We start from the raw sequence: 25406 nt of genomic DNA, 5'->3' as shown, positions 1-25406 counted from the left end.
ACAATTCCTGCCCGCGCCCCCCAAGGCGCGGGTATTTTCTTTTCCCGCCCGAAGATTTGCGCAACAAGCCAGATATTCAATCTGTACGAGGGCACCTGATGCCATCCCCCGTTTACGTAATTGGCGATATTCACGGCCAGTTTGAGATGCTGCAACAGGCGCTTGACCGGATCGAGCGCGACGGAGGGTCAGACGCCCGCGTGGTGTTTCTGGGTGATTATGTGGATCGCGGTCCGGATAGTCGCGCGGTTCTGGACCTTTTGGCTGCGGAACACCGCGCCGGGCGCAACTGGGTCTTTCTGCTGGGCAATCATGACCGGATGTTTGCCCGTTTCCTGCAGGATGGCTCCACCGCCGAGGCCAAACTGCGCGTCGGGGAACACTGGCTACATCACCGCTTGGGCGGGGCCGAGACTTTGGCGTCTTACGGTGTGGAGTTCACGGAAGAAGACCGTATCTTCCGGCTGCTTGAGCGGGTGCACGATGTCGTGCCGCAGGCTCATATCGACTTTCTGAACAGCCTTGTGACACATCATCAGGAAGGCGAGGTGTTCTTTGCCCATGCAGGCATTCGACCCGGCGTCCCCTTGGCGGATCAAACCGAAGAGGATCTGGTCTGGATACGGGGCGAGTTTCTGGACGATCCGCGCCCGCATCCCTGTCTGATCGTGCACGGGCACACACCCGCCCATCGGGCCGAGCATCGTGGCAACCGGATCAATCTGGATGGCGGAGCCGGGATGGGCCGACCGTTGGTTCCTGCGGTTTTCGAGGGCCGCGACTGCTGGTTGCTGACCGAAAACGGCCGTGTCCCGCTGACCCCTAGCGTTTGACGAACCGATCCCTGAATTGCTCGCGCAGCGTGTTTTTCTGCACCTTGCCCATCGTATTGCGCGGCAGGGCGTCCATCAGGATCAGCTCGCGCGGGTGTTTGAATCGGGCGAGGTCGTTCTGAACCGAGGCCATGATTGCGGTCAGGTCCGGTGACTGGCCGGGCAAGGGTACGATGATGCCCAGAACCGTTTCACCAAAATCCGGGTGCGGCACGCCGATCACGGCGCTTTCCAACACGCCGGCCTGATCGTCCAGCAGCAGTTCAAGCTCTTTGGGGTAGATGTTGAACCCGCCCGAGATGATCAGGTCTTTGCCGCGTCCGACGATGTGGACATAGCCATCCTCATCCACGCGGCCCAGATCGCCGGTGATGAAGAAGCCATCCTCGCGCAGTTCGGCGGCGGTTTTTTCAGGCATCTGCCAGTAGCCGCTGAAGACGTTTGGGCCGCGCACCTCGATCATGCCGATCTCACCCTGCGGCAGGGTCTCTCCGGTTTCGGGATCGGTCACTTTTAGTTCGACATCCGGCAGAGGAAACCCGACCGTGCCCGCGCGGCGTTCACCGTCATAGGGGTTCGAGGTGCTCATGTTGGTCTCGGTCATGCCATAGCGTTCAAGGATGCGGTGGCCTGTGCGGGCCTCGAATGTCTCATGGGTTTCGGCCAGCAGGGGGGCTGAGCCCGAGATGAACAGCCGCATATGTCGGGTCAGATCACCGGTGAAGCGCGCGTCGCCCAGCAGGCGCGTGTAGAAGGTGGGCACGCCCATCATCGATGTCACCTGTGGCATCAGGCGCAGCATGTCGTCCAGATCAAACTTCGGCAGAAAGATCATCGACCCGCCCGAGGCGAGGATCACATTCGTTGCCACAAACAGCCCGTGCGTGTGAAAGATCGGCAGCGCGTGCAACAGCACATCTTCGCGCGTGAACCGCCACTCCCGCACCAGCGTATCGGCGTTTGATAGCAGGTTCGCCTGTGTCAGCATCGCCCCCTTTGAGCGTCCGGTGGTGCCAGAGGTGTATAGGAATGCGGCCAGATCATCCTCGGTCCGGTGAACCGGTTCGAAGGCCGGTAACATGCCCAAAGCCCGACGCATCAGACTGCCCGAGCCATCGGCGTTCAGCGTTTCCAGCCGGGCGTTCTGAGCCTGTGCAATTGGGATCAGTTCCGCCTCACTGGCCGCATCGCAGACGACCAAAGCGGCCCCGCTGTTTTCGATGAAATAGGTCAGCTCGGCTGTTTTGTAGGCGGTGTTCAAAGGCAGAAAGATCAGCCCCGCCTGCGCGCAGGCCGCATATAGCGCCAGCATCTCAGGCGATTTCTCGACCTGAACGGCGACGCGATCGCCGGGTTCCAGCCCATACCCTGTCAGCGCGTTGGCGATCCGCGCCGCCATATCCAGAAACGCGGCATGGGTGATTGTGCGCCCGTCGGGCAGATGCAGAAACGCCGTGTCTTTCCCCGCGTGAATCCCAAACAAGCGATCATAAAGCGGGTTGCCCATCCCGTATTCCTTTCCCAGCTGCCTGCGCTGAATCTGTCGTGGAAATGTGGGGTGGTAAAGCCCCGTTTGCGATATATTTTACGGGCGTTTTCCAATCCCGCTCTGGTGCATATGCTGCACCTGCGATATGCGCATGGCAGCTTGCCGGAGATACGATATGTTTGTTGCCACATTGCTTACCAACCCAGCCGCACCGTCGCTGGACCCGGCTCTGGTCGAGTCGCTGCGAAACGCCTGGGGCGGTGCCGAAATTGTCTGGCTGAACCCCGACGAGGCGGCAGAATTTGCCGTGCCGGACATGCCGGACAATCGCTGGGATGTTTGGGCGGACTTGCAGCAGATGGGCGTCGATCTGGTTGTGCAACCGTCCGAGGGGCGACGCAAAAAGATGCTGCTGGCCGATATGGACAGCACCATGATTCAGCAGGAATGCATCGACGAACTGGCTGATGAGGCCGGTGTGGGCGAACGCGTCAAGGACATTACAGCGCGCGCCATGAATGGCGAGTTGGATTTCGAAGGGGCCCTGATCGAACGGGTCGGTCTGCTGAAAGGGCTGGACGAGGCGGTGATCGATCAGGTGCTCAACACCCGGATCACCCTGATGCCCGGCGGGCGCGAACTGGTTTCTACCATGCGGGCAAATGGCGGTTATGCGGCATTGGTGTCAGGCGGGTTCACCGCCTTCACCGCGCGTGTGGCCGAATTGTTGGGGTTTGACGAAAACCGCGCCAACACGCTGCTGGCCGAAGACGGACGCCTGACCGGCGATGTCGGACGTCCGATCCTGGGTCGGCAAGCCAAGGTCGAGTCGCTGGAACGGATCACCCACAAACTCGGTTTGGCCGAGGCGGATGTGATCGCGGTGGGGGACGGGGCCAATGATCTGGGCATGTTGCACCGCGCCGGAACCGGAGTTGCGCTGCACGCCAAACCCTCGGTCGCGGCGGAATGTGACGTGCGGATCAACCACGGTGATCTGACCGCGCTGCTGTATCTGCAGGGCTACAGGAAGGCCGAGTTTCGGGGCTGATCACCCCTAGAACAGATCGAAACGCACCGGGTTTTTGGCCCAATACACTCTGGCCGCCAGCAGCAAGCGCGCTTTGGGGTCATTTGTCGACGCGTAGGACACAGGAACCCCGAACCGGGCACTGGCGCTTTCCAGCGCGGCCAGCGTGGCGGGGCCGACCTGGCCGTCAACGGCGACACTCTCTCCGACCTCGTTCAGGGCCATTTGCAGGGCCCGGTCCAGATCAGCCTTGGATATCCCGTCCAACTGACCCATCGCCTGTGCGGCGGGTTCTTCGTTGGCCAGCAACGCGGCTTTGGCCGCCCGCAGCGCCGCATCGGCAGGGCCGCGCCCCGGCACCTGACCATCCAGAATGATGTAAGCCCCGTTGGCGCCGCCCCATGCGTCACCGCGTTCCAGCGATGTATCGTACCACTGCAAAGCCTCGGCGCGGGTTCGTCCCGGCAACTGGTCGCGCAGGATCATACGGGCGATGCTGGCCGGAGCGGTCGGATGCCCGCCGTCAGAGGCGGCACGAAAATAGGCCTCGGCCTTTGCGAAATCGACAGGGTTTCCACCAAGCCCTTCCAGCGAGACATAGGCAAGGTTGTCGTACCCATAGATATCCTTGCGCAGTTCCGAGGCGCGCAGATAGCGCAGCCCGCGTTCGGGGATGTAGTGGTCCGAGTTCGGACGCAGATAATAGATGCCCAACTCGTTCATCGAGAAGGTATGGCCCAACTCAACTGAACGCTCCAACAACTCGAACCCGCGCTTTTTCTCTTCCGGTGTTGTGCCATTGCGCAGTAAATCCTGACCAAGGCTGTGCATGGAATACGGGTCGCGCTGAACTGCACCCTGTTCCAAAAGTTCGCGGGCACGTTCGGGGTCATAGGGGGTTTTGGTCACGGCGCGGTCAATCCGCTGGGTTTTCAACAAACTCGCCAACGCATATTTGGCGCGGATGTGCCCCCCGGCTTCGGCTGCCGAGATGCTCTCATAAGCGGCGGGCACGTCACCTGATGCCTGTTGGATGCGCCCAAGCTGATATAGGAAGCGCGGATTATCGGGATCGTCCTGAACGGCCTGTGTGCAGGCTGCCAACCCTTTTGAGATGTCCAATTCGTTCGGCAGGCGGAACACGCCGACGCCATTGATGTCCAGCGCATCTCCGGCCTCAAGATCACAGGCGTTCATTTCCAGATCCAGGGACACGTCGACCGTCTGCTGTTTTTGGTCTTGTGTCAGCACCTGAACCGAAAAGGTATCTTTGAAGTCAGCGTTGCCGACTTCGACAGCGCGCGCGTCAGAAATCTCGGGGGCGTATTGGACGTCACTGGCCGTGGATTGATCGCTGAAACTGACAGCGCCACGGGTCGGGTTTTCAATCACCTGCAGGTCGAGAATTTCGGTTCCCAATGCCTGTTCCAGGCTTCGCAGCAATGGGATCGACTTGTCGAACTGATAGCTGAGAGCCACCGATTGTGGTGCGGCTTCTTCTGCCTCGGCAGGTGGGGGTGTGGGCTCGGCGGTTTGTTGTGCCAGATAGAACGGGCGTACCAGCGTCGAGCTTTCCCAAGGAATCTGCTGACCCGCCGTTTTGGCGTGAACCTGTTCGCGAATGACAGGGAAAAGCTGCTGAATGTTCTCAAACGGCGAAGATGCAGCCGTAGCCAGAACGGCAGCAGTATAGGGGCTGTTCTGACCCTGCGCGCCATCACTCGCCACCGCACCGGGTGACGTGGAGTACGCAACAAGTGAGTTCAGGGGCGTCTTGAAGACATCAAACCCTTCGCGGGTTTCGAACAGGTTTGCATCCAGATCCGCGGCAAGTCGGAGATCCTGAAATGGATTGTCGCGACACGAATCCAATATGGCGACATGGGCCGCGCTGCGCGCCGACAGGGTATCGATCACGCGGTCCAGCGTCATGGTTGCCAGCGGGACGTCGTAGATGGTTTCGAACTTGGCATCGACCGGTAGCAGGTAGTTTCTGCGGCCGATCTGAATGCCATGACCCGCGTAATAAAACAGCACATCGGCTGAGGGTGGGATGTTCAGCACCGCCGTTCGGATCAGCGCTTCAAATTCCTGCTTGCTCAGGTCATAGCCGTCGTACACGCGGAAGTCGAAATCCCGCAGCATGGCCGCAATATCTTCGGCATCCTTGCGGGCATTGGTCAGGTCGCCAACGCTTTCGTAATCCTGATTGCCAATCACAATTGCGATGCGGTTGGCCGGTGACGATGCTTGGCTGGTCTGCGCGCTCAGAGCATGTGTGTTCAGTAACAGGAAAGCCGATGCAGCCAGCAAGCGACCAAGTCGTTGCTTCAACGCTTGCTGTGCCATTGTTAAGACCCTTTCAGATCACGTGCCCCAGCCGCCGCCGCTGCTGCCACCGGTACCGGAGCTGCCACCTGACGAACCACCCGAGCCAGCGCCCGATGAACCGCCGGAGCTGCCACCGGAAGATCCGCCCGAGCTGCTACCTGACGAACCGCCCGATGAACCGCCCGAGCTACCGCCCGATGAACCACCCGAGCCGCCACCGGAACCACCGCCTGATCCTCCGCCGCTCGAACCGCCTTCGCCGCCGCGTTCTTCACCGGCCAGGGATGTTGAAGACGTGCCAGAGCTTCCCGACGACGTCGCCGAAGCCGGCGTTGCTGCGACGGCTGACTGCGTCGCCTCGCCTGAGGTATCAACCGGCTCTTCCTGAGACCAAACTGTCCCACATCCGGAAAGGGCGACTGTCAGAACAGCAAATGCTGAAACGGTCGTACGGCGCATTTCAAAACTCCTTAACAACTTACATAAAACACGAAACTCGCATATTTGATTATAGTTCGCAGACATTATGTCTGTCTATCAGTGAATTATAGCGGTTTTTGAAACACTTAAGGTGCAGAACGTGACCGAGTTCACACAGTCGCTTTGAGCTTCCCTTAATTTAACGTATGTGTTAAATATTGATCATGAACACGCTTCTCACCACCTTCTCCGCCCTGTCCGACGCGACCCGTTTCGCGATTGTTGAGCAATTGATGGAGGCCGGAGAGATGCCCGCAGGCGAGTTGACCAAGGGCAAGGGCATGTCCGGTGCCGCGATTTCGCGCCATTTGAAAGTGCTGCGCGCGGCGGGGCTGGTACAGCAGCGGGTGCAGGGCACACAGCGCATGTATTCGATCCGCCCCGAGGGGCTGCGCGCGATTGCTGACTGGACGATCTCGAAGCGCCAGTTCTGGGAAAGCAGTCTGGATCGCCTGGGCGACATATTGGAAAGGGAAAACTCATGGCCGACCTGAAGCTCGAGCGGGAGTTTCCCGTCGACCCCGAAACGCTGTTTGCCTGGGTCACCAACGGCGCGAAGCTGTTGCAATGGTGGGGCCCCGAGGGGATGCATGTGCCTCAGCACAATCTGGATTTCTCGCGCACGGGTCCGTGGTTTTCGGTGATGGAAAACAGCGAGGGCCAGCAATACAAGGTCTCGGGCCATGTCACCCATGTCGACCCGCCCAAATCTGTTGGGTTCACCTGGGCCTGGCATGACGATCAGGATCAGCGCGGCGCAGAAAGTCACGTGACCTTTGCCGTCACGGCAACCGAAACCGGTTCGCGCCTTGTGGTGGATCACCGGGAACTGGTCGATGCGGAAGCTGCCGAGAACCACAACATGGGCTGGACATCTTCACTGCGCAAACTCGAAGCGCTGTGCACATAGGTTTTCATCAGGGAGGAGCGTTATGCCCCAATATTTGTTTGTCTATCACGGGGGCCACACCCCCACCGACCCCGCCGAGATCGAGGCGACCATGGCCGCCTGGGGCGCGTGGTTTCAGAACATGGGTGAGGCGTTGGAGATCCCCGGAAACCCGGTTGGCCAATCCTACACCGTCAGCAGCAGCGGGGTTGTCGACAATGGCGGCGTAAACCCGGCCTCGGGCTTTACGGTGATCAAGGCCGACAGCATGGACGCCGCGACTGAATTGGCCAAGGGCTGCCCGATGGTTGTCAACGGTTCCGGCTCGGTCGAGGTGGCCGAGGTCCACGAGATTGAGATGTAGCGGGCTTAGCCCGGAAAACCCGGCGCGGGCCGGATCACGCCACATTCCAGCCCACGGCGGCTGTATTGTGTGGCGTTCATGAATTTTCTGGTGGCCGGGTGGTCGGCCTCCAGCACGCCAAGGCTGACGAGAATGGCCGCGATGGCACATTCGCTGGCGCGGGTGGTTCCGTCGGTGATTTTCAGCGCCACACCCATGCGTTTTTCCGGCAGGATGGCCACGAATACGGCTTCGGCCCCGGTTTTGATCGCCGCACGCCCCTCCATGGCGCGCATCAGTTCCGTACAGGCGCGGGTTTCGCCCGCGACCAGTTCGGGATGTTTGATCATCGCGGCGGTCAACTGCTGCGCCGCATCGCTGGATCGGTCGGACCGGTCCGCGGCCGAGGCGAACCACGCCATTGACCGCGCCAGCCCCACCAATGAGGTCGCGAAGTTCGGGGCCGAGCATCCGTCGATCCCATAACCGGGGCTGGTTTCGCCGGTTGTCTCCTCAATTGCTGACAGGCAGGCTTGCTGCACCGGGTGGTCGATCTCAAGATACTCCGGCCCGGCCCCCATATGCTGACCAAGGGTCAGAAACCCGCAATGCTTACCTGAGCAATTGTTGTGAATCTGGCAGGGCGTATCGTCGGCCAAAATCAGCCGGTCGCGCGCGGCCTTATCCGCCGGTTCCTGCGGGCCGCAGCGTAGATCGGGTTCTGCCAGACCCAAATGATCCAGCCACTCCGCTACACGTTCAGTGTGGATCGCAGCGCCATTATGCGAAGCACAAGCCAGCGCCAGATGCTCTGAGTTCAATCCGTACTTCGCTGCAGCGCCCGACGTAATCAAGGGAAGTGCCTGAATCATCTTGGCCGAGGATCGCGGATAGATCACCGCATTTGGATCGCCCCAGCTTTGCACGATCTGCCCGGTGCCATCGCAGACCACCGCATGACCCAGATGCAGACTTTCCAGCAGGGGACCACGCCACAGTTCTGTCATCGGTATGGGCTGAGTCATCTTGACCTCCGGATTTATGCGCAAAATTCTGCCAATCGCCCTTTCGCCTGTGGCGAAACCTGCGTTAGTGTGTGTATGTCGGCAATCATCGGGATGCGCAACTTTTCCAAGACGAACCGGCAGGGTTCGCGACGCATTCTGATGGGTATGAGGTAGAAGGTCGAGCTAGGAGGCTGGACAAATGGGATCAATGCTCGTCCGCGTGATCGCGGGCCTGTGCGTGGCGGGGATGGCCACGACTGCAATCGCTCAACAGGCGACAAGCACAAATCGCGTAGCGGCAAAAACGGATTGGAGCGTTTTTGTCGAGGATGATCCCACCGAATGTTGGAGCGTTTCCGCCCCCAAGGAAACGGTGAATACCCGTGGCGGGCGTGTGGTTTCGGTCCGTCGCAGCGACATCCTGCTATTCGTGTTCTATCGCCCCAATGCCGAGGTCAAAGGTCAGGTGACCTTTACCGGTGGCTATCCGTTTGCGGCAGGGTCGACCGTGAACCTGAACGTAGATGGCAGCGAGTTCGAATTGTTCACCGAAGGCGAATGGGCCTGGCCCGCAACAGCGGCGGATGATGCCAAGATCGTCACCGCCATGAAGCGCGGAACCGAGGCGGTTTTGACCGCACGGTCGGAGCGGGGAACGCAGACCAAGGACACATTTTCATTGCTGGGCTTTACCGCAGCGATCGAAGACGCCGAAAAGCGCTGCACCAACTGACCCATTCTAAATTCAGATATAGGTAACCCCGTCTTTCGGCGGGGTTTCTTTTTGGCTCAAAAAACGACCGCTTTACGTAACGTACATATTCGAATTTGATCCGTATCAAAGCAGGTTACTCCGTTTTCTGAACTAATCGGTTCAGAGGAAGAAAAGGAGCTTTCGAATGCTGAACAAGTCCATTGTAGCCCTGATGATCGCCGCCGCCGCGGTGCTGAGCGCATGTGAGAAATCAAGCGACACCTATCCGGTGTCCGGCGAGCAATGTGGACCGGAAGATCCGGTGAAAACCCTGGATGCAGCGGATTGTAACATCCTGCCAGCTAGCTTCTGACCGGCTCATCCGGTATCGGAAAACGAAATCGGCCGCATCGCTCATCCCGGTGCGGTCGAACTGTGTCTGGGCGCGTCAAAAAAAGCAGGACGCCGGGATTGACGATTCCTTTTGATCTTTGCGCGCGATCCTATATAGAGGCGCATCCCAAGCCAGAATCCGTTGAGACAGCCACATGTCGCCCAAAGCGCCGATCACTCAAGACGTCATGACCATCCCCCGTAAACTGCCCGAGGGGAAGGTGAACCTTGTCGGTCTGACCCGCGACCAGCTGCGCGAGGTGCTGATCGAACACGGCACGCCCGAAAAGCAGGCCAAGATGCGTACCGGGCAGATCTGGCAATGGATCTATCAATGGGGCGTGCGCGATTTTGGTGAAATGACCAATCTGGCCAAAGCCTATCGCGCGCAACTGGCCGAGCATTTCGCAATCGAAATCCCCGAGGTTGTGACCCGTCAGGTGTCCGAGGACGGCACACGCAAATATCTGTGCCGCATCGCGGGCGGGCATGAGGTCGAGGTTGTCTATATCCCCGAGGATGATCGCGGGACACTGTGTATCTCGTCTCAGGTCGGGTGCACGCTGACCTGTTCCTTCTGCCATACCGGCACGCAGAAACTGGTGCGCAATCTGACGGCGGCGGAAATTGTCGGTCAGGTGATGATGGCCCGCGACGATCTTGAGGAATGGCCCACCCCCGGCGCGCCCAAGGACGAAACGCGCCTGCTGTCGAACATCGTTCTGATGGGCATGGGCGAGCCGCTGTATAACTTTGAAAACGTCCGCGACGCGATGAAGATCGCCATGGACCCAGAAGGCATTTCCCTGTCGCGCCGCCGGATCACCCTGTCGACCAGCGGAGTGGTGCCTGAAATCGCACGCACGGCCGAGGAAATTGGTTGCCTTCTGGCGATCTCGTTCCATGCAACCACCGATGACACCCGCGACGTGCTGGTGCCGATCAACAAGCGCTGGAATATCGAGGAATTGCTGCAGGCGCTGGCCAGCTATCCGAATGCCTCGAACTCGGAACGGATCACGTTCGAATATGTGATGCTGGATGGCGTGAATGACAGTGACGAGGATGCGCACCGCCTGATCGACCATATCAAGCGCCACAAGATTCCAGCCAAGATCAACCTGATCCCGTTCAACGAATGGCCCGGCGCGCCCTACAAGCGCAGCTCGAACAACCGTATCCGGGCCTTTGCGAACATCATCTATCAGGCGGGCTACGCCTCACCCATCCGCAAGACGCGGGGCGAGGATATCATGGCGGCCTGCGGTCAGTTGAAATCGGCCACAGAACGCGCCCGCAAGTCGCGCAAACAGATCGAGGCCGAGGCTGGGTTGAACAGCTAAGGCATCTGCTCAGCCGACAGTTGAAGATGAAATCTTAACATTTCGGCTTCTGTTTTTTGCATGCAAAATTTGTTATGTTTGTCTTGCCCGGGTTTCGGATTTGGGGCTCACCTTTGTGCACGAAACGGTGAGGTGGACGGACCGGTTCTGGCAGGATGATTGATATTCGCTATGTGGATTAATGTAGATCCCGATGCGCAAGCGAACTGTTTTTCAGGTAGGCCAAGTTATGAATACAGTTTTCAGGAATAGATTTCAGACCGTTCTCACTATTTCGGCTTCGCTTCTGATTTTTGTGGGCCAGACGCAGGCCGACGAACAGGATGCCCATATCGCAATCGAAAACCCCGCCGAGTTGAGCAAGGACGAGGCCAACGCTGTCTACAAGTCCTTGGCGAAGCGGATGGCGCGTGGCTATGCGGCGGCACAGCTGGATCTGCTGCGCAATTACCAAAGCTGGCCTTTGTTCAATGATGCGCCCTATATCTCGGCCACCCATGGACAGCGGTTCGTGAACAGCTATGCCAACAGGATGGCGCATAATTACGGGACCTTGCAGGAAGGCGAAGCTCTGCCGGTGGGGTCGGTGCTGGCTAAGGACAGCATGACCGTCACGGATGAGGGGAAAATCTTTCCCGGTGCGATGTTCGTGATGGAAAAACTGGCCGCTGGCACAGATCCCGACATGGCGGATTGGCGCTATATCATGGTTCTGCCGGATGGCTCTTTGTTTGGCGATACGATGGGATTCCGCGCCAACGCGGTGGCCTATTGCCATGACTGCCACGAGCAGGTTGCCGAGCGCGATTACACCTTTTATGTGCCCGAAGAGTATCAGACCGGCAAATAGCAATCGCATCGCCTGCTGACGGTGCGACGGCGGGTCCGCCCGTTAGCCGCGTCGGAACCGAGCCGTTCCGATAACCTCGATCAATTGCTGGCGGACGGGTTCGGGCTGCGTTTCGACCGCGTTCAGCACCTCGCGCAGTTCCGCGCGCAAACCGTGCATCTGGTCGATCAGAGAGATCATCATCGACAGCGCGTCCGCTTCCATATCGTATTGCTCGTGCAGCTCGCAGGCCAGTTCCAGCCGGGCGACGTCGATGCTGTGATAGACCAGCCCCTGATCCGATTGTTCGGGGATCACGATTTCGGCCGCCAGATACTCGGTCAGACGGTCCGATGTCAGGCGCGAGATGGTCTCGATCAGTTCCTTTTCGGTCAGGGTCATGACGGCATTCCTTTCCGCGGATCATAGCGGTGCGTGTCGCGCCAGGTCTCCATGAATGTCTTCAATTCTTCATCAATCGTACCGGGCATTGCGATGGTCAGTTCGATCAGCTGATCACCTCGGTCAGATGAGCCGCGTTTCTTCACCCCTTTGCCGCGCAGCCGCAGGGTTTTGCCGCTGCTCGTGCCTGCGGGCACATTGACGTTCACGCCACCATCTATGGTGGGGGCCGGGATTTTGCCGCCCAGAATAGCCTCATCAATAGTGATCGGCAACGTTATGTGGATGTCGTCACCCTGACGGTCAAACACCGGATGTTTGGCGACCGAGACCGTCACCAAAGCATCGCCCGGCGGCCCTTCACCATAGCCCGGAGCGCCCTTACCCCGCAGGCGGATCGTTTGGCCGTCGGTGATACCGGTGGGGATCTTGACCTCGATCCGGTCCCCATCCGGCAGGGTCAGCTTTTGGCTGGCACCAAAGACGGCATCCAGAAATCCGATCTCGAGCGTATAATTCAGATTGTGCCCCGGCGCGTGAAATTCCTGCGTGCGTTGGCCACCGAAACCGCCGCGTCCCCGCATGAATTCGGCGAAGATGTCGGACATGTCGTCCGGATCCGCCTGACGCCCGCGATAGGGGTTGCCCGCTGCTTCGGCGTAGTCCCGGTAGTATTGCTGCTGCGGCCGTTCCTGACCCGAAGCGTCAATTTCGCCGTTGTCATAGCGTGCGCGCGTTTCGGGGTCTTTCAGCAGGTCATAGGCTGCGGCGGCGGCTTTGAATTTGGCCTCGGCCTCTGCGTCGCCGGGTTTCAGGTCCGGGTGGCATTCCTTGGCGATGCGCCGATAGGCTTTCTTGATCTCGGCGGCAGTTGCGTCCTTTGCTACACCAAGGACGGAATAGGGATCGTCGCTCATCTCACCTCTCTCACAGTTCGGTCAGAACAGGGTGGTTGCGTTTTATCATGCGATTTCAAGGGCCCAAAAGGAAGAGACGATTGAATTGCTTCTTCATTTCCTGCAAACCTGTTAACATCTGCATGTTTTTAAATGTCGCTTGACGGAGGCCACCCCATGTCGCGCAGAATCAAATCCGCTCTGGCCCTGCTGGCCGGGAATGCTCTTGGGTTGTTGTTGGCTGTGCTGCTGCTGTCCGGGTTTTCGATCAAGCCGCTGTCGTTCATCGTTGTGGTGATCGTCTTCACCCTGGTTCAGGTGGTGGCCGAGCCGCTGATCCTGAAACTTGGGGAAAAGAAAGCGCCCGCGCTGAAAGGCGGGATCGCGCTGATCGTGACCTTCGTGGGCCTGCTGGTGACCGATTGGATCACGGCTGGGTTGACCATTGGCGGTATCTCGAACCTGCTGGCGGCGACGCTGCTGGTCTGGCTGGGCGCGCTGATCGGCAGTATCGTGCTGCCGATCTATGTGTTCAAAGAACTGCGCGAACCTAAAAAGTAATCACAGCGCGTTCAGGCTGGCCTCGATGGCTTGCCACAGCTCCTCGACTGGCTCACAGCCAACAGAGAGGCGGATGAACGCTGGATCGACGTCATCGCCCCAGCGGGCGCGGCGCTCGGCCGAGCTGTGAACGCCTCCGAATGAGGTTGCGGGGCGCAGCAAGGGGCAGGTGTTGATGAAGGCTTCGGCCTGCGCTTCGCTGCCCAACGTCAGGGACAACAGGAACCCGAATCGCGCCGTTTGAGCCTGCGCCAAGGCGTGCGCGGGGTCGTCTGGCAGGCCCGGATAGCGAACTTGTTTCACCTTCGGATGCTCCGCCAACCGCTCCGCCAGCACCTGCGCCGAGTTGCACATGCGGTCAAAGCGCACATCCAGAGTTTCCAACCCGCGATGCAGCAGCCAAGCCTCATGCGGGCCGGGGATTGACCCGGACACCGTCCGCCATTCCTCGACTCGTTCCATGATCTGCGAATTACGGCTGGCCACATGGCCCATCAGCATATCGGAATGCCCGCCCATCGCCTTGGTGTCGGATGACACAACCACGTCGATGCCCAGATCCAGTGGGCGCTGGCCCAGCGGTGTCAGGGTTGTGTTGTCGGCGATGGTCACCCCACCGGCAGCGCGCATCTGCTCAGCAACCGATTTCAGGTCGATCATGTCCAGACCGGGGTTCGAGGGGCTTTCGACAAACACCACATCGAACCCGGCGAAACCACCCTCGGCAAAGTCGGTCGTCGCGCGTTCTTCGACCTCAACACCGAGGCGTGAGAGGAACCGGTCCGACAGCAGACGCGTGACGTAATAGCCGTCCGACGGGATCAACAGCCGCGATCCGGCCTGAACGGTCGCAAACAGCGCCGCTGAGATTGCTGCCATGCCGGACGGAAAGCAAAGGCAAGGCGCGTCTTCCAGATGCGACAGCATATGTTCCAATTGGACCCATGTGGGGTTGTCCACACGGCCATAGGTGGCCAGACCATCTGTCGGCCCCGGCAGGTGATACATGCTGCTTTGGGTCAGCGGCAGCGCCACCGGCTCGCCAGCGTTCAGGGCGTTGCCGCGCAGGTGCAGCATTTCTGAGATCTTCGGTGCCATGACTCAGCGCCCCGGAATTGCGTCGCGGGGTGGGGCGGGTTCCCAGTTCTCGATGATCTCGACCGCCTCTTGCGCGGTATCGACAAAGCGGAACAGGTCTAGATCTTCGTCCGAGATGGTGCCCGCATCTGCCAGTGCTTCCCAGTTAATCACCTTTTCCCAGAATTCGCGGCCGAACAGCAGGAAAGGCACGCGGTCCATCCGGCCGGTCTGGATCAGGGTCAGCGACTCGAACAGCTCATCCATCGTGCCAAAGCCGCCGGGGAAGATGGTGATGGCGCGGGCGCGCATCAGGAAATGCATCTTGCGGATCGCGAAATAGTGGAAGTTGAAGCTAAGCTCGGGCGTCACGTAAAGGTTCGGGGCCTGTTCGTGCGGCAACACGATATTCAGACCGATGGAACAGCCGCCCGCATCCTGCGCGCCCCGGTTTCCGGCCTCCATCACGCCGGGGCCACCGCCGGTGACGATCACGTTCTCGCGGCAGCCGGTTTCGTTCGATTTCTCGGTCATCAACCGGGCAAACTCGCGTGCCTCGTCATAATACTCTGACAGCCCGGCCAGCGTTTCGGTCCGTGCCGTGTGCTTTTGCGACGGTTCCGGAATACGCGCGCCGCCGAACATGACGATGGTCGAGGTGATCTGACGTTCGCTCATGATCATCTCGGGTTTCAGCAGCTCCAGCTGCAGGCGCACCGGGCGCAGCTCATCCCGGCACAGGAATTCCTCATCAGCGAAGGCAAGGCGATAGGCGGGTGAGCGCGTCTGCGGTGTATCCGGCACCTCGCTCGCGGTCGAGCGGTCGGTCTGCGCATCGCGGAACGGGCTGTGGCGGTCTTCTCTCATCGTTGATCGATCCCTGCTTGCGTGTTTGACAAACAGCTATAGGGTTCGCGGGCAGAGTGCCAGTCACGGAAAGACAAACATGGATTGGAAGAGCGAAATTCAGGCAGCAGCCGGTCGGATCGACGGGCACGCACAGGTGACCCCGGTGATGCAGAGCCACATTCCCGGCTACCCGATTGAAATGAAGCTGGAGCATATGCAGCACACCGGCAGCTTCAAGGCGCGGGGCGCGTTCAACACGCTGCTCAGCACGGATGTGCCGCATGCGGGCGTTGTGGCGGCCTCGGGCGGTAATCACGGGGCGGCGGCGGCCTATGCTGCGCGGGCGCTGGGCCATCCGGCCAAGATTTTCGTGCCGGAACTGGCCGGTCCGTCCAAGATCGCCCTGATCGAACAGATCGGCGCGGATCTGAGCGTGGTGCCGGGTGAATACGCCAATGCCCTGACCATGGCGCAGGAGCATGAGGAACAGACCGGCGCGATGCAGATCCACGCCTATGACGCACCAGCGACTGTGGCCGGGCAGGGGACGTGCTTTGCGGAATGGGACGCGCAAGGTTTGCAGGCTGATACCGTCCTGATCGCGGTTGGCGGCGGCGGCCTGATTGCCGGGGCGTTGGCGTGGTTTCAGGGTGCGCGCAAGGTTGTGGCGGTTGAGCCGGAAACCTCCTGCGCGCTAAACGCGGCTTTAGAGGCGGGTAAGCCGGTGGACGTGTCGGTCTCCGGGATCGCGGCCAACGCGCTGGGCGCGCGGCGGATTGGATCGATCTGTTTTGATCTGGCGCAGGGGATGCCCTCGGTTCTGGTCTCGGATCAGGCGATTTCCGACGCACAACGCGCCTTGTGGCAGGCCCATCGTATCCTTGTTGAACCCGCAGGGGCAGCGGCCTTGGCAGCCCTGATGTCGGGTGCGTATCAGCCGGAACCGGGGGAACGCGTGGCGGTTCTGGTTTGCGGTGGAAATATCGCCCCCGATCCGTTTGCGGCGTGAATTATCGGCTTGTGGACAGGCGTTGACGATTTTATCGATAATCTATGAATGCCACGATTGCCGACACGATCTATGAAAACCTGCGCCAGCAGATCATCACCGGGGCCTTAAGCGCCGGAGAGAAACTGCGTCAGGACCACATCGCCAAATCTTTTGACACCAGCCACGTGCCTGTGCGCGAAGCACTGCTGCGGCTTCAGGCGCACGGGCTGGCCCACAGCGAGCCCAGACGGGGGATGCGTGTCTCGGTTCTGGATCCCGCTGAAATACGCGAAGTGATCGAGATGCGCGTGGCGCTGGAGCCGCTTGCCCTGCAGCAGGCGGCGCAAAACATGTCGCCCACGGATCTGGACCGGATCGAAGCGGCTCGTATTGCCTGCGACGACGCTGAAACCATGCCGGAATGGGAGGCCCGCAATCGCGCCTTTCACCGTGCAATCCTGACGCCCTGCGGTTTGCCGCGCCTGTTGCACACCATCGATGACCTGCACATCGCCAGCGCCCGGCATCTGTTTGCCCATTGGCGCCCCAAATGGACGCAGCGTGTGGACAAGGACCACCTGTCCATCGTGCAGGCCCTGAAGGGCAAGGATACGGGCGCGGCAACGGCCATTCTGATCCGGCATATTCGCCGCGCAAGCTGAGGATAGCGCGGATTGGACGCAAAAAGACCCGCGTTCGTCGCATTGCGCCGTGGGTCCGGCTTGCGTATAGGCCACACCGACACGAACAGATTCTCTAGGGAGACGCCCAATGTCCAACGCGCAACTGGAAGCCGCCATCGAAGCCGCATGGGAGGCCCGCGATACCATCTCGCCCGCAACCACCGGCGAACAGCGCGAAGCCATCGAGGATACGCTGAACGCACTGGACAGCGGATCGCTGCGTGTGGCCGAAAAGCTGGAGAGCGGCGACTGGCATGTTAACCAATGGGCCAAGAAGGCGGTTTTGCTGGGTTTCCGCATCAAGGATATGGAAATCCAGTCGGGCGGCCCGCAGGCCGGTGGCTGGTGGGACAAGGTGGACAGCAAGTTCGCCGGTTGGGGTGAGGACCAGTGGAAGGCTGCTGGCTTCCGCGCGGTTCCGAACTGCGTGGTCCGCAAATCGGCCTATGTCGCGCCGGGCGTGGTGCTGATGCCGTCCTCCGTGAACCTGGGCGCCTATGTGGACGAGGGCACCATGGTTGACACCTGGGCCACGGTCGGGTCCTGCGCGCAGATCGGCAAGAACGTGCACCTGTCGGGTGGCGTCGGTATTGGCGGCGTGCTGGAACCGATGCAGGCCGGTCCGACCATTATCGAAGACAATTGCTTTATCGGCGCGCGGTCCGAGGTGGTCGAGGGCTGTATCGTCCGCGAAGGCTCGGTTCTGGGTATGGGTGTGTTCATTGGCAAATCCACCAAGATCGTTGACCGTGAAACCGGTGAAGTGACCTATGGCGAAGTGCCGCCCTATTCGGTTGTTGTGGCGGGTTCGATGCCGTCGAAGAACAACATCAGCCTGTATTGCGCAGTGATCGTGAAGCGGGTGGACGAAAAGACCCGCTCGAAAACCGGCATCAACGAGTTGTTGCGGGACTAAGGCGTCTACGGAAACGAACAAAGGGCTGTGGCGCGTGCCGCAGCCCTTTTTTGTTGCCTGCCTATCCCTTGATCGGATAGCGATCCGGTTCTTCAAACACATCAATGGCCCGCGTACCGGCCTTGATCTTGCCGCCATGTTCGACGCCCGAAGGGATCGAATAGCTGTCGCCGGGGCCGTATGTTCTGGTTTCGCCGCCGATGGTCAATTCAACCTCGCCCTCGACAATCGTGCCCCACTGCGCTTTGTGCGAATGTGCGGGCAGTTCAAAATCCTTGAGGAACGTGAAGAACGCCACCAGACCCGCATCAGACCGGATGACGGCGGTTTGCACCACGTCCTCGGGGAAGGGAATGTCGAGGCTTGGGAAGGCTGTAATAAAATCGGGATAGGGCATCGAAAGTCCTCTGCAATTGGCAACGGGCTGTGTTTTGGCACTATGGACGCCGGAATGCCCGCGCGCAATTCCCGGCTGCTTGACCGTAGGCGGGCGCGCGGCTATGGCCCGTTGCATGGAAAAGCAAAAGAAACCTTCGCGTCAGCAAGTCTATACCCTGTTGGTCCAAATCGGTCGCAAGGACGGCGACGGATTGCCCGACGGGGCGACCGGGGCGGCCCTGATGTGCTTTGCCAGCGGCGTGGATGAGGCCGAGGCGGTGCGCGAAACCGTGGCGATCCTGAAACAGGCAGATACCGCGCCTCTGGATGTCACGGGCTATGGCACGCTGGCCGAGCGCGAGGCGCAGGGCCACGACATTGATCCGGACGAACGTGCCCTGATGCAGCGGGCGCTGGATGAGAATGCGGTGATCGTCGCGCAGATGACGCCGTTTTTCGAAGGTGACGCGCAGCCGTAAAGCAGACTTGCCTTAGTTCTGCATCCCGAACCAGTTGCGGTAAATCTCGTCATAGGTCCCGTCTTCGCGCAGGGCCAACAGCGCCTGATTGACCTCTTCGACAAGGGGCGAACCGGTCGGGAAGGCAATGCCATAGTTCTCCCGCAGGAAGATGCCTCCGGTCATGCTGGCAATGCGGCGACCTTCATGGGCGGCGAAGTAGGACAGGATGGGCGCGTCGAACACGACCGCGTCCAGATCTTCGGCCTTGAATGCTTCGAGCATTTGATCCAGCCCGGTGTAACCGGTGAATTCAATCTCGCGTCGGGTCAGGAAACTGGCGGCGGTCGAGCCCGTGATGGTGCCGACATTCTTGCCGTAGAGGTCATTGACCGAATTCACATTGCCGGTGATCGCGTCCACCGTCATGACGCTGGTGATCCGGGCGGTGAAGACTGACACGATGAACAGGGACGAGACGACCAGCACAACGCCCAGAATCCGGCCGAAGGGCGTGCGCGGCATCCGTTCCTCAAACCCGCCATTCACCACCAGATTCAGCGCCCACCAGAAGGATGGGAACCATGCCTCATTCAGTTTGCGGTCGAAATAGGGCTGTGCGCGCCGCTCAAACCCCCACATCAGCATGCCGCCGCCCAGAAGGATGGCAAAGGCCAGGCCAATGGCAATGAACAGCTCGGTCGACAGCAGGGCCTGCAGCAGTGATGGCCTGCGCACCGCGTCCGAGGGCACCATGATCTGCAATCCGGCCTCAAAGATCGGCTGGCTGAAATCCATCTGGGTTTCGCGCATCGCGGTGATCGAGATATTGGCAATCGCCAGATCCGCAGACCCGTCCCGAACCGCGCCCAGCATGTCCGAAAAACCTTCGACCCGGGATACCGTGTAGTCCCAGTCCAGCGCCTCGGCCAGCGCCGCAAGCAGGTCCATCGAGAATCCGGTCTCGGCCTCGTCCTCCACATAGGAAAACGGCGGTCGGGTCACGGTTGTGACATTCAGCGTTTGTGCCAGGCTTTGCTGTGCGAGAACGGCGAAAGTCAGGCAGATCAGGGCGTAGAATGCGCGCTTCATGGTCAATTCACCTGTTTCGCGGCCCTGTAACGCGAATGTGTGCATGGCGGCAAGCACGTCCCGGGGTAAAGCACCATGATTTATTGGCGTCTCAGGTCGATACGTTGCGTGTTCGTCACTGTGAAAATTGCGGATTGGGGTTGGCAATCCGGCCAATTCGTTGAATCTGTGCACGAACCTGAGCGCACCACCACCAAAGAGGCCCTTAAATGACCGATCCAGTTCAATTGACGGCGGACCTGATCCGTTGCCCATCGGTCACACCTGCCGAAGGCGGTGCATTGGTCCTGTTACAGGGTCTTTTGTCGGATGCAGGGTTCGAATGCACCCGAGTGGATCGCGGTGGGATCAGTAACCTGTTCGCCCGTTGGGGGGCCAAAGGACATGCACGAACATTTGGATTCAACGGCCATACCGATGTGGTTCCCGTTGGCGACGACTCCGCCTGGACCAAACCACCTTTCGGGGCCGAGGTTCAGGGCGGGGTGATGTATGGGCGCGGCGCAACGGACATGAAATCTGGCGTTGCCGCCTTTGCTGCTGCCGCCGTGGATTTCGTACGCGACACGCCGCCGGATGGCGCGATCATCCTGACCATAACCGGCGATGAAGAGGCCGATGCGCTGGATGGCACCACCGCCCTGCTTGATCATATGGATCAGGTCGGCGAACGGATGAGCGTTTGTCTGGTCGGCGAACCCACCTGTCCGAACACAATGGGCGAGATGATGAAGATCGGGCGGCGCGGGTCGATGACCGCGTGGTTCACCGTGACGGGCGTACAGGGCCATTCCGCCTATCCGCACCGGGCGAAGAACCCTCTGCCCGCGATGGCGCGGCTGATGGACCGTCTGGCCAGTCATGAACTGGACCAAGGCAGTGACCATTTCGATGCCTCGACGCTGGCCGTGGTCACAATCGACACCGGCAACCCCGCAACAAATGTCATCCCGGCGCAATGCCGTGGCACCGTCAATATCCGCTTCAACGACCTGCATTCCGGCACGGGCCTGAGTGACTGGCTGAAAGCTGAGGCCGCGCGTGCGGCCGAAGAATATGGCGTTGAGGTTGAGACCAGAATCAAAATCTCGGGCGAAAGCTTTCTGACCCCGCCCGGTCCTTTGTCCGATCTGGTGGCGCAGGCGGTTGAGGCGGAGACGGGTGTGCAGCCTGAGATGTCGACGACCGGCGGCACCTCGGACGCGCGGTTCGTCAAGAACCACTGCCCGGTGGTCGAGTTCGGGCTGGTGGGCCGCACCATGCATCAGGTGGACGAATGCGTCGAGGTGGCCCAGATCGAACAGCTCAAGGCGATCTATACGCGCATTCTGACGGATTATTTTGCCTAAGCCATGCAGCGCACTCTGGTCATCATGGTCAAGGAGCCCCATCCGGGGCGCGTCAAGACGCGGCTGGGGCGCGATATCGGCATGGTCGGCGCGGCGTGGTGGTTCCGGCATCAGACACGGGCGCTGATCCGGCGGCTGCGGGACCCGCGCTGGCAGATCGTTCTGGCGGTGTCTCCGGATCGCGAGGGGCTGACCAGCCGCATCTGGCCCGCTGACCTGCCGCGTGCGGCGCAGGGGCGGGGTGATCTGGGTGACCGCATGGGGCGGATGCTGCGCGGGATGCCCAAAGGGCCGGTATGTCTGATAGGCGCGGATATTCCCGGTATCTCGCGTGGGCATATTGCGCGGGCGTTCGGGGCGCTGGGGCGCGCGCAGATGGTATTCGGTCCGGCCCCTGATGGCGGCTATTGGCTGGTCGGCGCGCAACGCTATGGGGCGCTGCCGCCGGGGCTGTTTCGCGACGTGCGCTGGTCCAGCGAGCACACATTGGCGGACACGCTGGCCTCGGTCCCCGGTTGCCGGGTGGCGCTGCTGGACCAGTTGCATGATGTGGATACGGTGGCCGATCTCGATCGCTGATGTTTTTGGTCATGACGCGGTCGCGTCCCCGTGCTAGGCCGGGATCATGACTCGCATCCCCACCAAGCAGGAGGTCCTGGACTGGATCTCGGCGAACCCCACCCTGACCTCGAAACGCGATATCGCAAAGGCCTTTGGCATCAAGGGCGCGGATCGGATCGACCTGAAACGCATCCTCAAGGAACTTGAGGCCGAGGGGCATCTGGAAAAGCGCAAGCGCAGCTATCGCGACCCGGATCGCCTGCCACCGGTCAGCGTGTTGCAGGTGAAGGCCCCCAATGCCGATGGCGACCTGTTTGCGCGCCCGCTGGAGTGGCATGGCGAGGGGGTCGAGCCCATCGTGCTACTGATCACCCGCGCCAGCGATCCGGCGCTGGGCGAAGGCGACCGCATTCTGGCCCGCCTGACCGTGGTGCATGAGGAAGACCACAATTACGAGGCCCGCCTGATCCGCCGCATCGGCACCAACCCGCGCAAGATCGTCGGCATCTTTCGGAAAGGGGCCGAGGGCGGGCGGATCGTGCCCATCGACAAGGCCGGTTCGACCGAATGGCTGGTGCCCGAAGGCGCGGTGCATGGGGCCAAGGATGGCGAATTGGTCGAGGCCGAACAGGCCGGACCCAAGAACCGCATGGGCCTGCCCCGTGCGCGGATCGTCGAGCGTCTGGGCGATCCTACGGCCCCCAAGGCAGTCTCGCTGATTGCGATCCATCAGCATGGTATCCCCGACGATTTCCCCGACAAGGTGATTGATGAGGCCGACAAGGCCAAACCCGCTGGCCTGAAGGGCCGCGAGGATCTGCGGGACATGCCGCTGCTGACCATCGACCCCTCGGACGCGCGGGATCATGACGACGCCTGCTATGCCCATGCCGATGACGACCCCAAGAACCCCGGCGGCCATGTGATCTGGGTCGCCATCGCGGATGTCGCCGCCTATGTGCAGCCCGGCACCGCGCTGGACCGCGAGGCGCGCAAGCGCGGCAATTCCAGCTATTTCCCCGACCGCGTTGTGCCGATGCTGCCCGACCGTCTGTCGGGCGATCTGTGCTCGCTGCACGAAGGCGTCCCGCGCGCCTGTATCGCCGTGCGGATGCAGATCGACGCGGATGGCAACAAGATCGGCCACAGCTTCGTGCGCGGCCTGATGCGATCGGCTGCGTCGCTGCATTACGCCGAGGTGCAGGAGGCCATTGACGGCACACCCAACGACCGCACCGGGCCGTTGCTGGAGACGGTGCTGAAGCCGCTCTACGCCGCTTATATTGTGCTGAAAAAGGCGCGGGCGGTGCGACAGCCGCTGGAACTGGACCTGCCCGAGCGCAAGATCATTCTGTCCGACACCGGTGAAGTGACCAGCGTCGCCTTTCGCGATCGTCTGGATGCGCACAAGCTGATTGAGGAGTTCATGATCCTCGCCAACGTCGCCGCTGCCGAGACTTTGTTCGCCAAACGCCGCCCGCTGCTGTTTCGGGTGCATGAAGAACCCGCGCCCGAAAAGCTGGAAAGCCTGCGGGAAACCGCGCAGGCGGCGGGGTTGAATCTCGCGAAAGGTCAGGTGCTGCAAACCCGCCATCTGAACGCGCTGCTGAACGCCGCCGCCGGGACCGAGGATGCGGAACTGATCAACCTCACCACTCTGCGATCCATGGCGCAGGCCTATTACAACCCCGAGAATTTCGGCCATTTCGGGCTGGCGCTGCGGAACTATGCGCATTTCACCTCACCCATTCGGCGCTATGCCGATCTGATCGTGCACCGCGCGCTGATCTCGGCACATGGCTGGGGCAAGGACGGGCTGACCGAGGATGAAATCGCAAGGCTCGACGAAACCGCCACCCATATCTCGGATACCGAGCGCCGGTCGATGATGGCGGAACGTGACACAACCGACCGTTATCTGGCGGCCTATCTCAGCGAACGTGTGGGCAATGAGTTCTCGGGCCGGATCAGCGGCATCGCCCGGTTCGGGGCTTTCGTGAAGATGGACGAAACCGGCGCGGATGGGCTGGTGCCGGTGCGTTCTCTGGGGCGTGAATTCTTCCATTTCGACCGCGAGGCCGGAACGCTGATGGGGTCAGACACCGGCTTGATCATCGCGATTGGCCAACGCGTCACCGTGCGACTGACCGAGGCAACACCGGTGACAGGTGGGCTGGAGCTGGAACTGCTGTCCATTGACGATCAGGCCCTGCCGCGCGGGCGCGGCCCCGCCAAACGCGGTGCACGGCGCAAGGCGGTCAGCACCAAGCGCAAGAAGGACAAGATCAAGCGCAAGGTGGAACGCAAACGCCGTCAGAGGTGACACTGCGTTTCAGGAAAATGTCGTATCGCTTTTCATTTGCCTTTCCCTGCAACGCGATAGGTTAGCGCTCGCGCGATCAGCCAGCCATGGCGGGTCGGATCGATCTGGCCCATATCGTCGAACAGCACGGCCCGGTTTCCGTCGATCCGATCTTCACCCGGAAAGGCGCTGGTGAAATCACCCATCAACCGGCTTTGGCAATGCACGAACAGGGCAAAGCACGCGGATTTGTGCCCGCCCAGCCGAATGGTCGAGCCCTTGGGCGCCAGATACGCAGGCTGACCCCAGCGCAGCGCCTCTTGCAGCGGTTGCGCGCTGGGCAGGTCGCTGGCCGTCTCAAGGATCAGATCGCGCAAGGCAAGCGCTCCGGCGCGGGTGTCAGGCGGCAAGGCCGCGAAGGCTGCGGCGACGGCGGGGTCCTCGAACTGTGTCATGCCAGCGGTACTGCCTGTTCCATCCGATCCACATAGCTGTTGAGCAGGTTATCCTGTTTGATCCGACGGGTCAGGGGGGTATCGGCAGGGGTGGCACGCATCGCGGCCAGCATGGGCCCAACGCTCATGTCCGCCGCCGTCGGGCGTTCGCCCAGCAGAAACGGCGATTGCCACAGATAGGCCGAGATCGCCTCAAGATCGCGTTCGACCCTGTCCAGACGTTCGTTCAGGGAAAAGCGGCCAATGCCTTGGGTCCTGATCCCCTTCAGAACGGATTTGCGGATCGCGTTCGAGGCCGGTTTGCGGATCAGTGCCGGGATTCCGTCAAAGAACATCTCGCGCAGGATGGGCCAGACCTGATCATTGCCCCAGCGATCCAAAACGATGTGGAAATACAGGTGTTCCTCAACCATTCGGATCAACGCGCGGGACTGTGACTTTTCCACATCCGTCAGGCCCTGATCGAAATCGGCGCCCTGATGCTCCAGCCATTCGCGGATCAGGTCGCTGTCGGGCACCAGCCGTTCAGGCGTGCGAAGGACGGGCAGTTTCTGGTGCGGCATCTTGCGGGGGTCCAGCATGTCGGATCGCTGCCAGCTTTGGCCGGAGTGCTGCAGCATCAGCGCGGTTTTCACGCAGAACGGGCTGGCGCTGAACACGCCAAAGGCCGAGGGGAAGGTCAGTAGGGTCAGCATCTGTGGCTCCGTCATTGGGGATGGCCAGACCCTAGACGCACCTGATGACAGTTTCTGGCATTAGGGGTAAGTTAGGATAC

General features: G+C 60.7%; 29 protein-coding genes. 17 read left to right on the top strand and 12 right to left on the bottom strand.

Features of this window, described 5'->3' with window-relative positions:
- Nucleotides 1-98: 98 nt before the first annotated feature.
- Nucleotides 99-833 (top strand): metallophosphoesterase family protein, encoded by a 735-nt coding sequence (locus ACR0KX_RS18560; RefSeq protein ID WP_170455367.1) that lies wholly within the window; start codon nucleotides 99-101, stop codon nucleotides 831-833.
- Here the strand turns inward: ACR0KX_RS18560 and ACR0KX_RS18555 are convergent.
- Entirely contained in the window at nucleotides 823-2340 is a 1518-nt protein-coding gene (locus ACR0KX_RS18555; RefSeq protein WP_480708674.1) for a malonate--CoA ligase, read from the bottom strand. The two genes, ACR0KX_RS18560 and ACR0KX_RS18555, sit on opposite strands and share 11 nt — an antisense overlap.
- Nucleotides 2341-2497: 157 nt before the next feature.
- Between ACR0KX_RS18555 and serB the strand changes: the two genes are divergently transcribed.
- Nucleotides 2498-3373, top strand: a complete 876-nt coding sequence (gene serB / locus ACR0KX_RS18550) for a phosphoserine phosphatase SerB (RefSeq protein ID WP_480708673.1) — start codon at nucleotides 2498-2500, stop codon at nucleotides 3371-3373.
- A gap of 6 nt (nucleotides 3374-3379) precedes the next feature.
- Here the strand turns inward: serB and ACR0KX_RS18545 are convergent, their stop codons facing one another.
- Together ACR0KX_RS18545 and ACR0KX_RS18540 are read right to left on the bottom strand one after the other, a co-directional pair.
- A complete protein-coding gene (locus ACR0KX_RS18545) occupies nucleotides 3380-5701 on the bottom strand; it encodes a caspase family protein (RefSeq protein WP_170624678.1) in 2322 nt (773 codons plus the stop codon).
- A gap of 18 nt (nucleotides 5702-5719) precedes the next feature.
- The gene (locus ACR0KX_RS18540; protein ID WP_480708672.1) at nucleotides 5720-6142 is read right to left on the bottom strand and encodes a hypothetical protein; all 423 of its coding nucleotides are present in this window, start codon (nucleotides 6140-6142) and stop codon (nucleotides 5720-5722) included.
- A gap of 185 nt (nucleotides 6143-6327) precedes the next feature.
- Between ACR0KX_RS18540 and ACR0KX_RS18535 the strand changes: the two genes are divergently transcribed.
- The 3 genes from ACR0KX_RS18535 to ACR0KX_RS18525 are packed head-to-tail and all read left to right on the top strand — an operon-like array spanning nucleotide 6328 to nucleotide 7416.
- Nucleotides 6328-6657 (top strand): metalloregulator ArsR/SmtB family transcription factor, encoded by a 330-nt coding sequence (locus tag ACR0KX_RS18535; protein ID WP_170624675.1) that lies wholly within the window; start codon nucleotides 6328-6330, stop codon nucleotides 6655-6657.
- Nucleotides 6645-7073 carry an SRPBCC family protein gene (locus ACR0KX_RS18530; protein WP_170523723.1) on the top strand — a complete coding sequence of 143 codons (429 nt, stop codon included), beginning with the start codon at nucleotides 6645-6647 and terminating at the stop codon, nucleotides 7071-7073. Before ACR0KX_RS18535 ends, ACR0KX_RS18530 begins: the two co-directional genes overlap by 13 nt.
- A 22-nt stretch (nucleotides 7074-7095) precedes the next feature.
- Nucleotides 7096-7416, top strand: coding sequence for a YciI family protein (locus ACR0KX_RS18525; protein ID WP_170624673.1), 321 nt, complete (start codon nucleotides 7096-7098; stop codon nucleotides 7414-7416).
- A gap of 5 nt (nucleotides 7417-7421) precedes the next feature.
- On the opposite strand, the gene ACR0KX_RS18520 is transcribed toward ACR0KX_RS18525, so the two are convergent.
- Nucleotides 7422-8420 carry an asparaginase gene (locus ACR0KX_RS18520; protein ID WP_480708671.1) on the bottom strand — a complete coding sequence of 333 codons (999 nt, stop codon included), beginning with the start codon at nucleotides 8418-8420 and terminating at the stop codon, nucleotides 7422-7424.
- A 181-nt stretch (nucleotides 8421-8601) separates the two neighbouring features.
- On the opposite strand from ACR0KX_RS18520, the gene ACR0KX_RS18515 reads away from it, so the two are divergent.
- The 4 genes from ACR0KX_RS18515 to ACR0KX_RS18500 all read left to right on the top strand — a co-directional run bounded on the left by ACR0KX_RS18515 (nucleotide 8602) and on the right by ACR0KX_RS18500 (nucleotide 11682).
- Nucleotides 8602-9135: an invasion associated locus B family protein gene (locus ACR0KX_RS18515; RefSeq protein WP_170455351.1), complete on the top strand. Its 534-nt coding sequence runs from the start codon at nucleotides 8602-8604 to the stop codon at nucleotides 9133-9135.
- A gap of 166 nt (nucleotides 9136-9301) precedes the next feature.
- Complete coding sequence (locus ACR0KX_RS18510; RefSeq protein ID WP_170455349.1) at nucleotides 9302-9469, top strand: hypothetical protein; 168 nt, start codon at nucleotides 9302-9304, stop codon at nucleotides 9467-9469.
- 175 nt (nucleotides 9470-9644) lie between these two features.
- Nucleotides 9645-10832, top strand: coding sequence for a dual-specificity RNA methyltransferase RlmN (gene rlmN / locus ACR0KX_RS18505; RefSeq protein ID WP_480708670.1), 1188 nt, complete (start codon nucleotides 9645-9647; stop codon nucleotides 10830-10832).
- A gap of 295 nt (nucleotides 10833-11127) precedes the next feature.
- The gene (locus tag ACR0KX_RS18500) at nucleotides 11128-11682 is read left to right on the top strand and encodes a cytochrome P460 family protein (RefSeq protein WP_480708669.1); all 555 of its coding nucleotides are present in this window, start codon (nucleotides 11128-11130) and stop codon (nucleotides 11680-11682) included.
- A gap of 42 nt (nucleotides 11683-11724) precedes the next feature.
- Here ACR0KX_RS18500 and ACR0KX_RS18495 read toward each other — a convergent pair whose 3' ends face one another.
- Together ACR0KX_RS18495 and ACR0KX_RS18490 are read right to left on the bottom strand one after the other, a co-directional pair.
- Entirely contained in the window at nucleotides 11725-12063 is a 339-nt protein-coding gene (locus ACR0KX_RS18495; RefSeq protein WP_480708668.1) for a hypothetical protein, read from the bottom strand.
- Nucleotides 12060-12980, bottom strand: coding sequence for a DnaJ C-terminal domain-containing protein (locus tag ACR0KX_RS18490; protein WP_170455341.1), 921 nt, complete (start codon nucleotides 12978-12980; stop codon nucleotides 12060-12062). The genes ACR0KX_RS18495 and ACR0KX_RS18490 overlap by 4 nt, the downstream gene beginning before the upstream one ends.
- 156 nt (nucleotides 12981-13136) lie before the next feature.
- On the opposite strand from ACR0KX_RS18490, the gene ACR0KX_RS18485 reads away from it, so the two are divergent.
- On the top strand, nucleotides 13137-13520 hold the full coding sequence (locus ACR0KX_RS18485; protein ID WP_170624665.1) for a phage holin family protein: 384 nt from the start codon (nucleotides 13137-13139) through the stop codon (nucleotides 13518-13520).
- Here the strand turns inward: ACR0KX_RS18485 and ACR0KX_RS18480 are convergent, their stop codons facing one another.
- The gene (locus ACR0KX_RS18480) at nucleotides 13521-14618 is read right to left on the bottom strand and encodes a cystathionine gamma-lyase (RefSeq protein WP_480708667.1); all 1098 of its coding nucleotides are present in this window, start codon (nucleotides 14616-14618) and stop codon (nucleotides 13521-13523) included.
- 3 nt (nucleotides 14619-14621) lie between these two features.
- Nucleotides 14622-15464 carry an LOG family protein gene (locus ACR0KX_RS18475; protein ID WP_170634163.1) on the bottom strand — a complete coding sequence of 281 codons (843 nt, stop codon included), beginning with the start codon at nucleotides 15462-15464 and terminating at the stop codon, nucleotides 14622-14624.
- Nucleotides 15465-15543: 79 nt separating this feature from the next.
- Between ACR0KX_RS18475 and ACR0KX_RS18470 the strand changes: the two genes are divergently transcribed.
- The 3 genes from ACR0KX_RS18470 to dapD all read left to right on the top strand — a co-directional run bounded on the left by ACR0KX_RS18470 (nucleotide 15544) and on the right by dapD (nucleotide 18036).
- Complete coding sequence (locus ACR0KX_RS18470; protein ID WP_170737752.1) at nucleotides 15544-16455, top strand: threonine/serine dehydratase; 912 nt, start codon at nucleotides 15544-15546, stop codon at nucleotides 16453-16455.
- A gap of 44 nt (nucleotides 16456-16499) precedes the next feature.
- Entirely contained in the window at nucleotides 16500-17099 is a 600-nt protein-coding gene (locus tag ACR0KX_RS18465; RefSeq protein ID WP_480708666.1) for a GntR family transcriptional regulator, read from the top strand.
- A 109-nt stretch (nucleotides 17100-17208) separates the two neighbouring features.
- On the top strand, nucleotides 17209-18036 hold the full coding sequence (gene dapD / locus ACR0KX_RS18460; RefSeq protein ID WP_480708665.1) for a 2,3,4,5-tetrahydropyridine-2,6-dicarboxylate N-succinyltransferase: 828 nt from the start codon (nucleotides 17209-17211) through the stop codon (nucleotides 18034-18036).
- A 61-nt stretch (nucleotides 18037-18097) separates the two neighbouring features.
- On the opposite strand, the gene ACR0KX_RS18455 is transcribed toward dapD, so the two are convergent.
- The gene (locus tag ACR0KX_RS18455) at nucleotides 18098-18433 is read right to left on the bottom strand and encodes a cupin domain-containing protein (protein ID WP_170624656.1); all 336 of its coding nucleotides are present in this window, start codon (nucleotides 18431-18433) and stop codon (nucleotides 18098-18100) included.
- Between the two features lie 115 nt (nucleotides 18434-18548).
- Between ACR0KX_RS18455 and ACR0KX_RS18450 the strand changes: the two genes are divergently transcribed.
- Nucleotides 18549-18893, top strand: a complete 345-nt coding sequence (locus tag ACR0KX_RS18450) for a hypothetical protein (RefSeq protein ID WP_170455325.1) — start codon at nucleotides 18549-18551, stop codon at nucleotides 18891-18893.
- A 12-nt stretch (nucleotides 18894-18905) separates the two neighbouring features.
- On the opposite strand, the gene ACR0KX_RS18445 is transcribed toward ACR0KX_RS18450, so the two are convergent.
- Complete coding sequence (locus ACR0KX_RS18445; protein ID WP_170455322.1) at nucleotides 18906-19964, bottom strand: transporter substrate-binding domain-containing protein; 1059 nt, start codon at nucleotides 19962-19964, stop codon at nucleotides 18906-18908.
- 209 nt (nucleotides 19965-20173) lie between these two features.
- Here ACR0KX_RS18445 and dapE point away from each other — a divergent pair, with 209 nt between their 5' ends.
- From dapE to rnr, 3 genes are read left to right on the top strand one after another with little or no spacing between them, the layout of a single operon-like run.
- A complete protein-coding gene (gene dapE, locus ACR0KX_RS18440) occupies nucleotides 20174-21313 on the top strand; it encodes a succinyl-diaminopimelate desuccinylase (protein ID WP_170455321.1) in 1140 nt (379 codons plus the stop codon).
- A 3-nt stretch (nucleotides 21314-21316) separates the two neighbouring features.
- Nucleotides 21317-21892: a TIGR04282 family arsenosugar biosynthesis glycosyltransferase gene (locus ACR0KX_RS18435; protein WP_170455319.1), complete on the top strand. Its 576-nt coding sequence runs from the start codon at nucleotides 21317-21319 to the stop codon at nucleotides 21890-21892.
- Between the two features lie 46 nt (nucleotides 21893-21938).
- Nucleotides 21939-24197, top strand: a complete 2259-nt coding sequence (gene rnr, locus ACR0KX_RS18430) for a ribonuclease R (protein ID WP_170624654.1) — start codon at nucleotides 21939-21941, stop codon at nucleotides 24195-24197.
- 32 nt (nucleotides 24198-24229) lie between these two features.
- On the opposite strand, the gene ACR0KX_RS18425 is transcribed toward rnr, so the two are convergent.
- Nucleotides 24230-24631: a DUF1801 domain-containing protein gene (locus ACR0KX_RS18425; RefSeq protein WP_170455315.1), complete on the bottom strand. Its 402-nt coding sequence runs from the start codon at nucleotides 24629-24631 to the stop codon at nucleotides 24230-24232.
- Nucleotides 24628-25326: a glutathione S-transferase family protein gene (locus ACR0KX_RS18420; RefSeq protein WP_170624651.1), complete on the bottom strand. Its 699-nt coding sequence runs from the start codon at nucleotides 25324-25326 to the stop codon at nucleotides 24628-24630. Before ACR0KX_RS18420 ends, ACR0KX_RS18425 begins: the two co-directional genes overlap by 4 nt.
- Nucleotides 25327-25406: the final 80 nt, after the last annotated feature.

This window comes from Ruegeria sp. BG5 (genome assembly GCF_056538425.1).
This window is presented reverse-complemented; position numbering and strand designations above follow the sequence as displayed.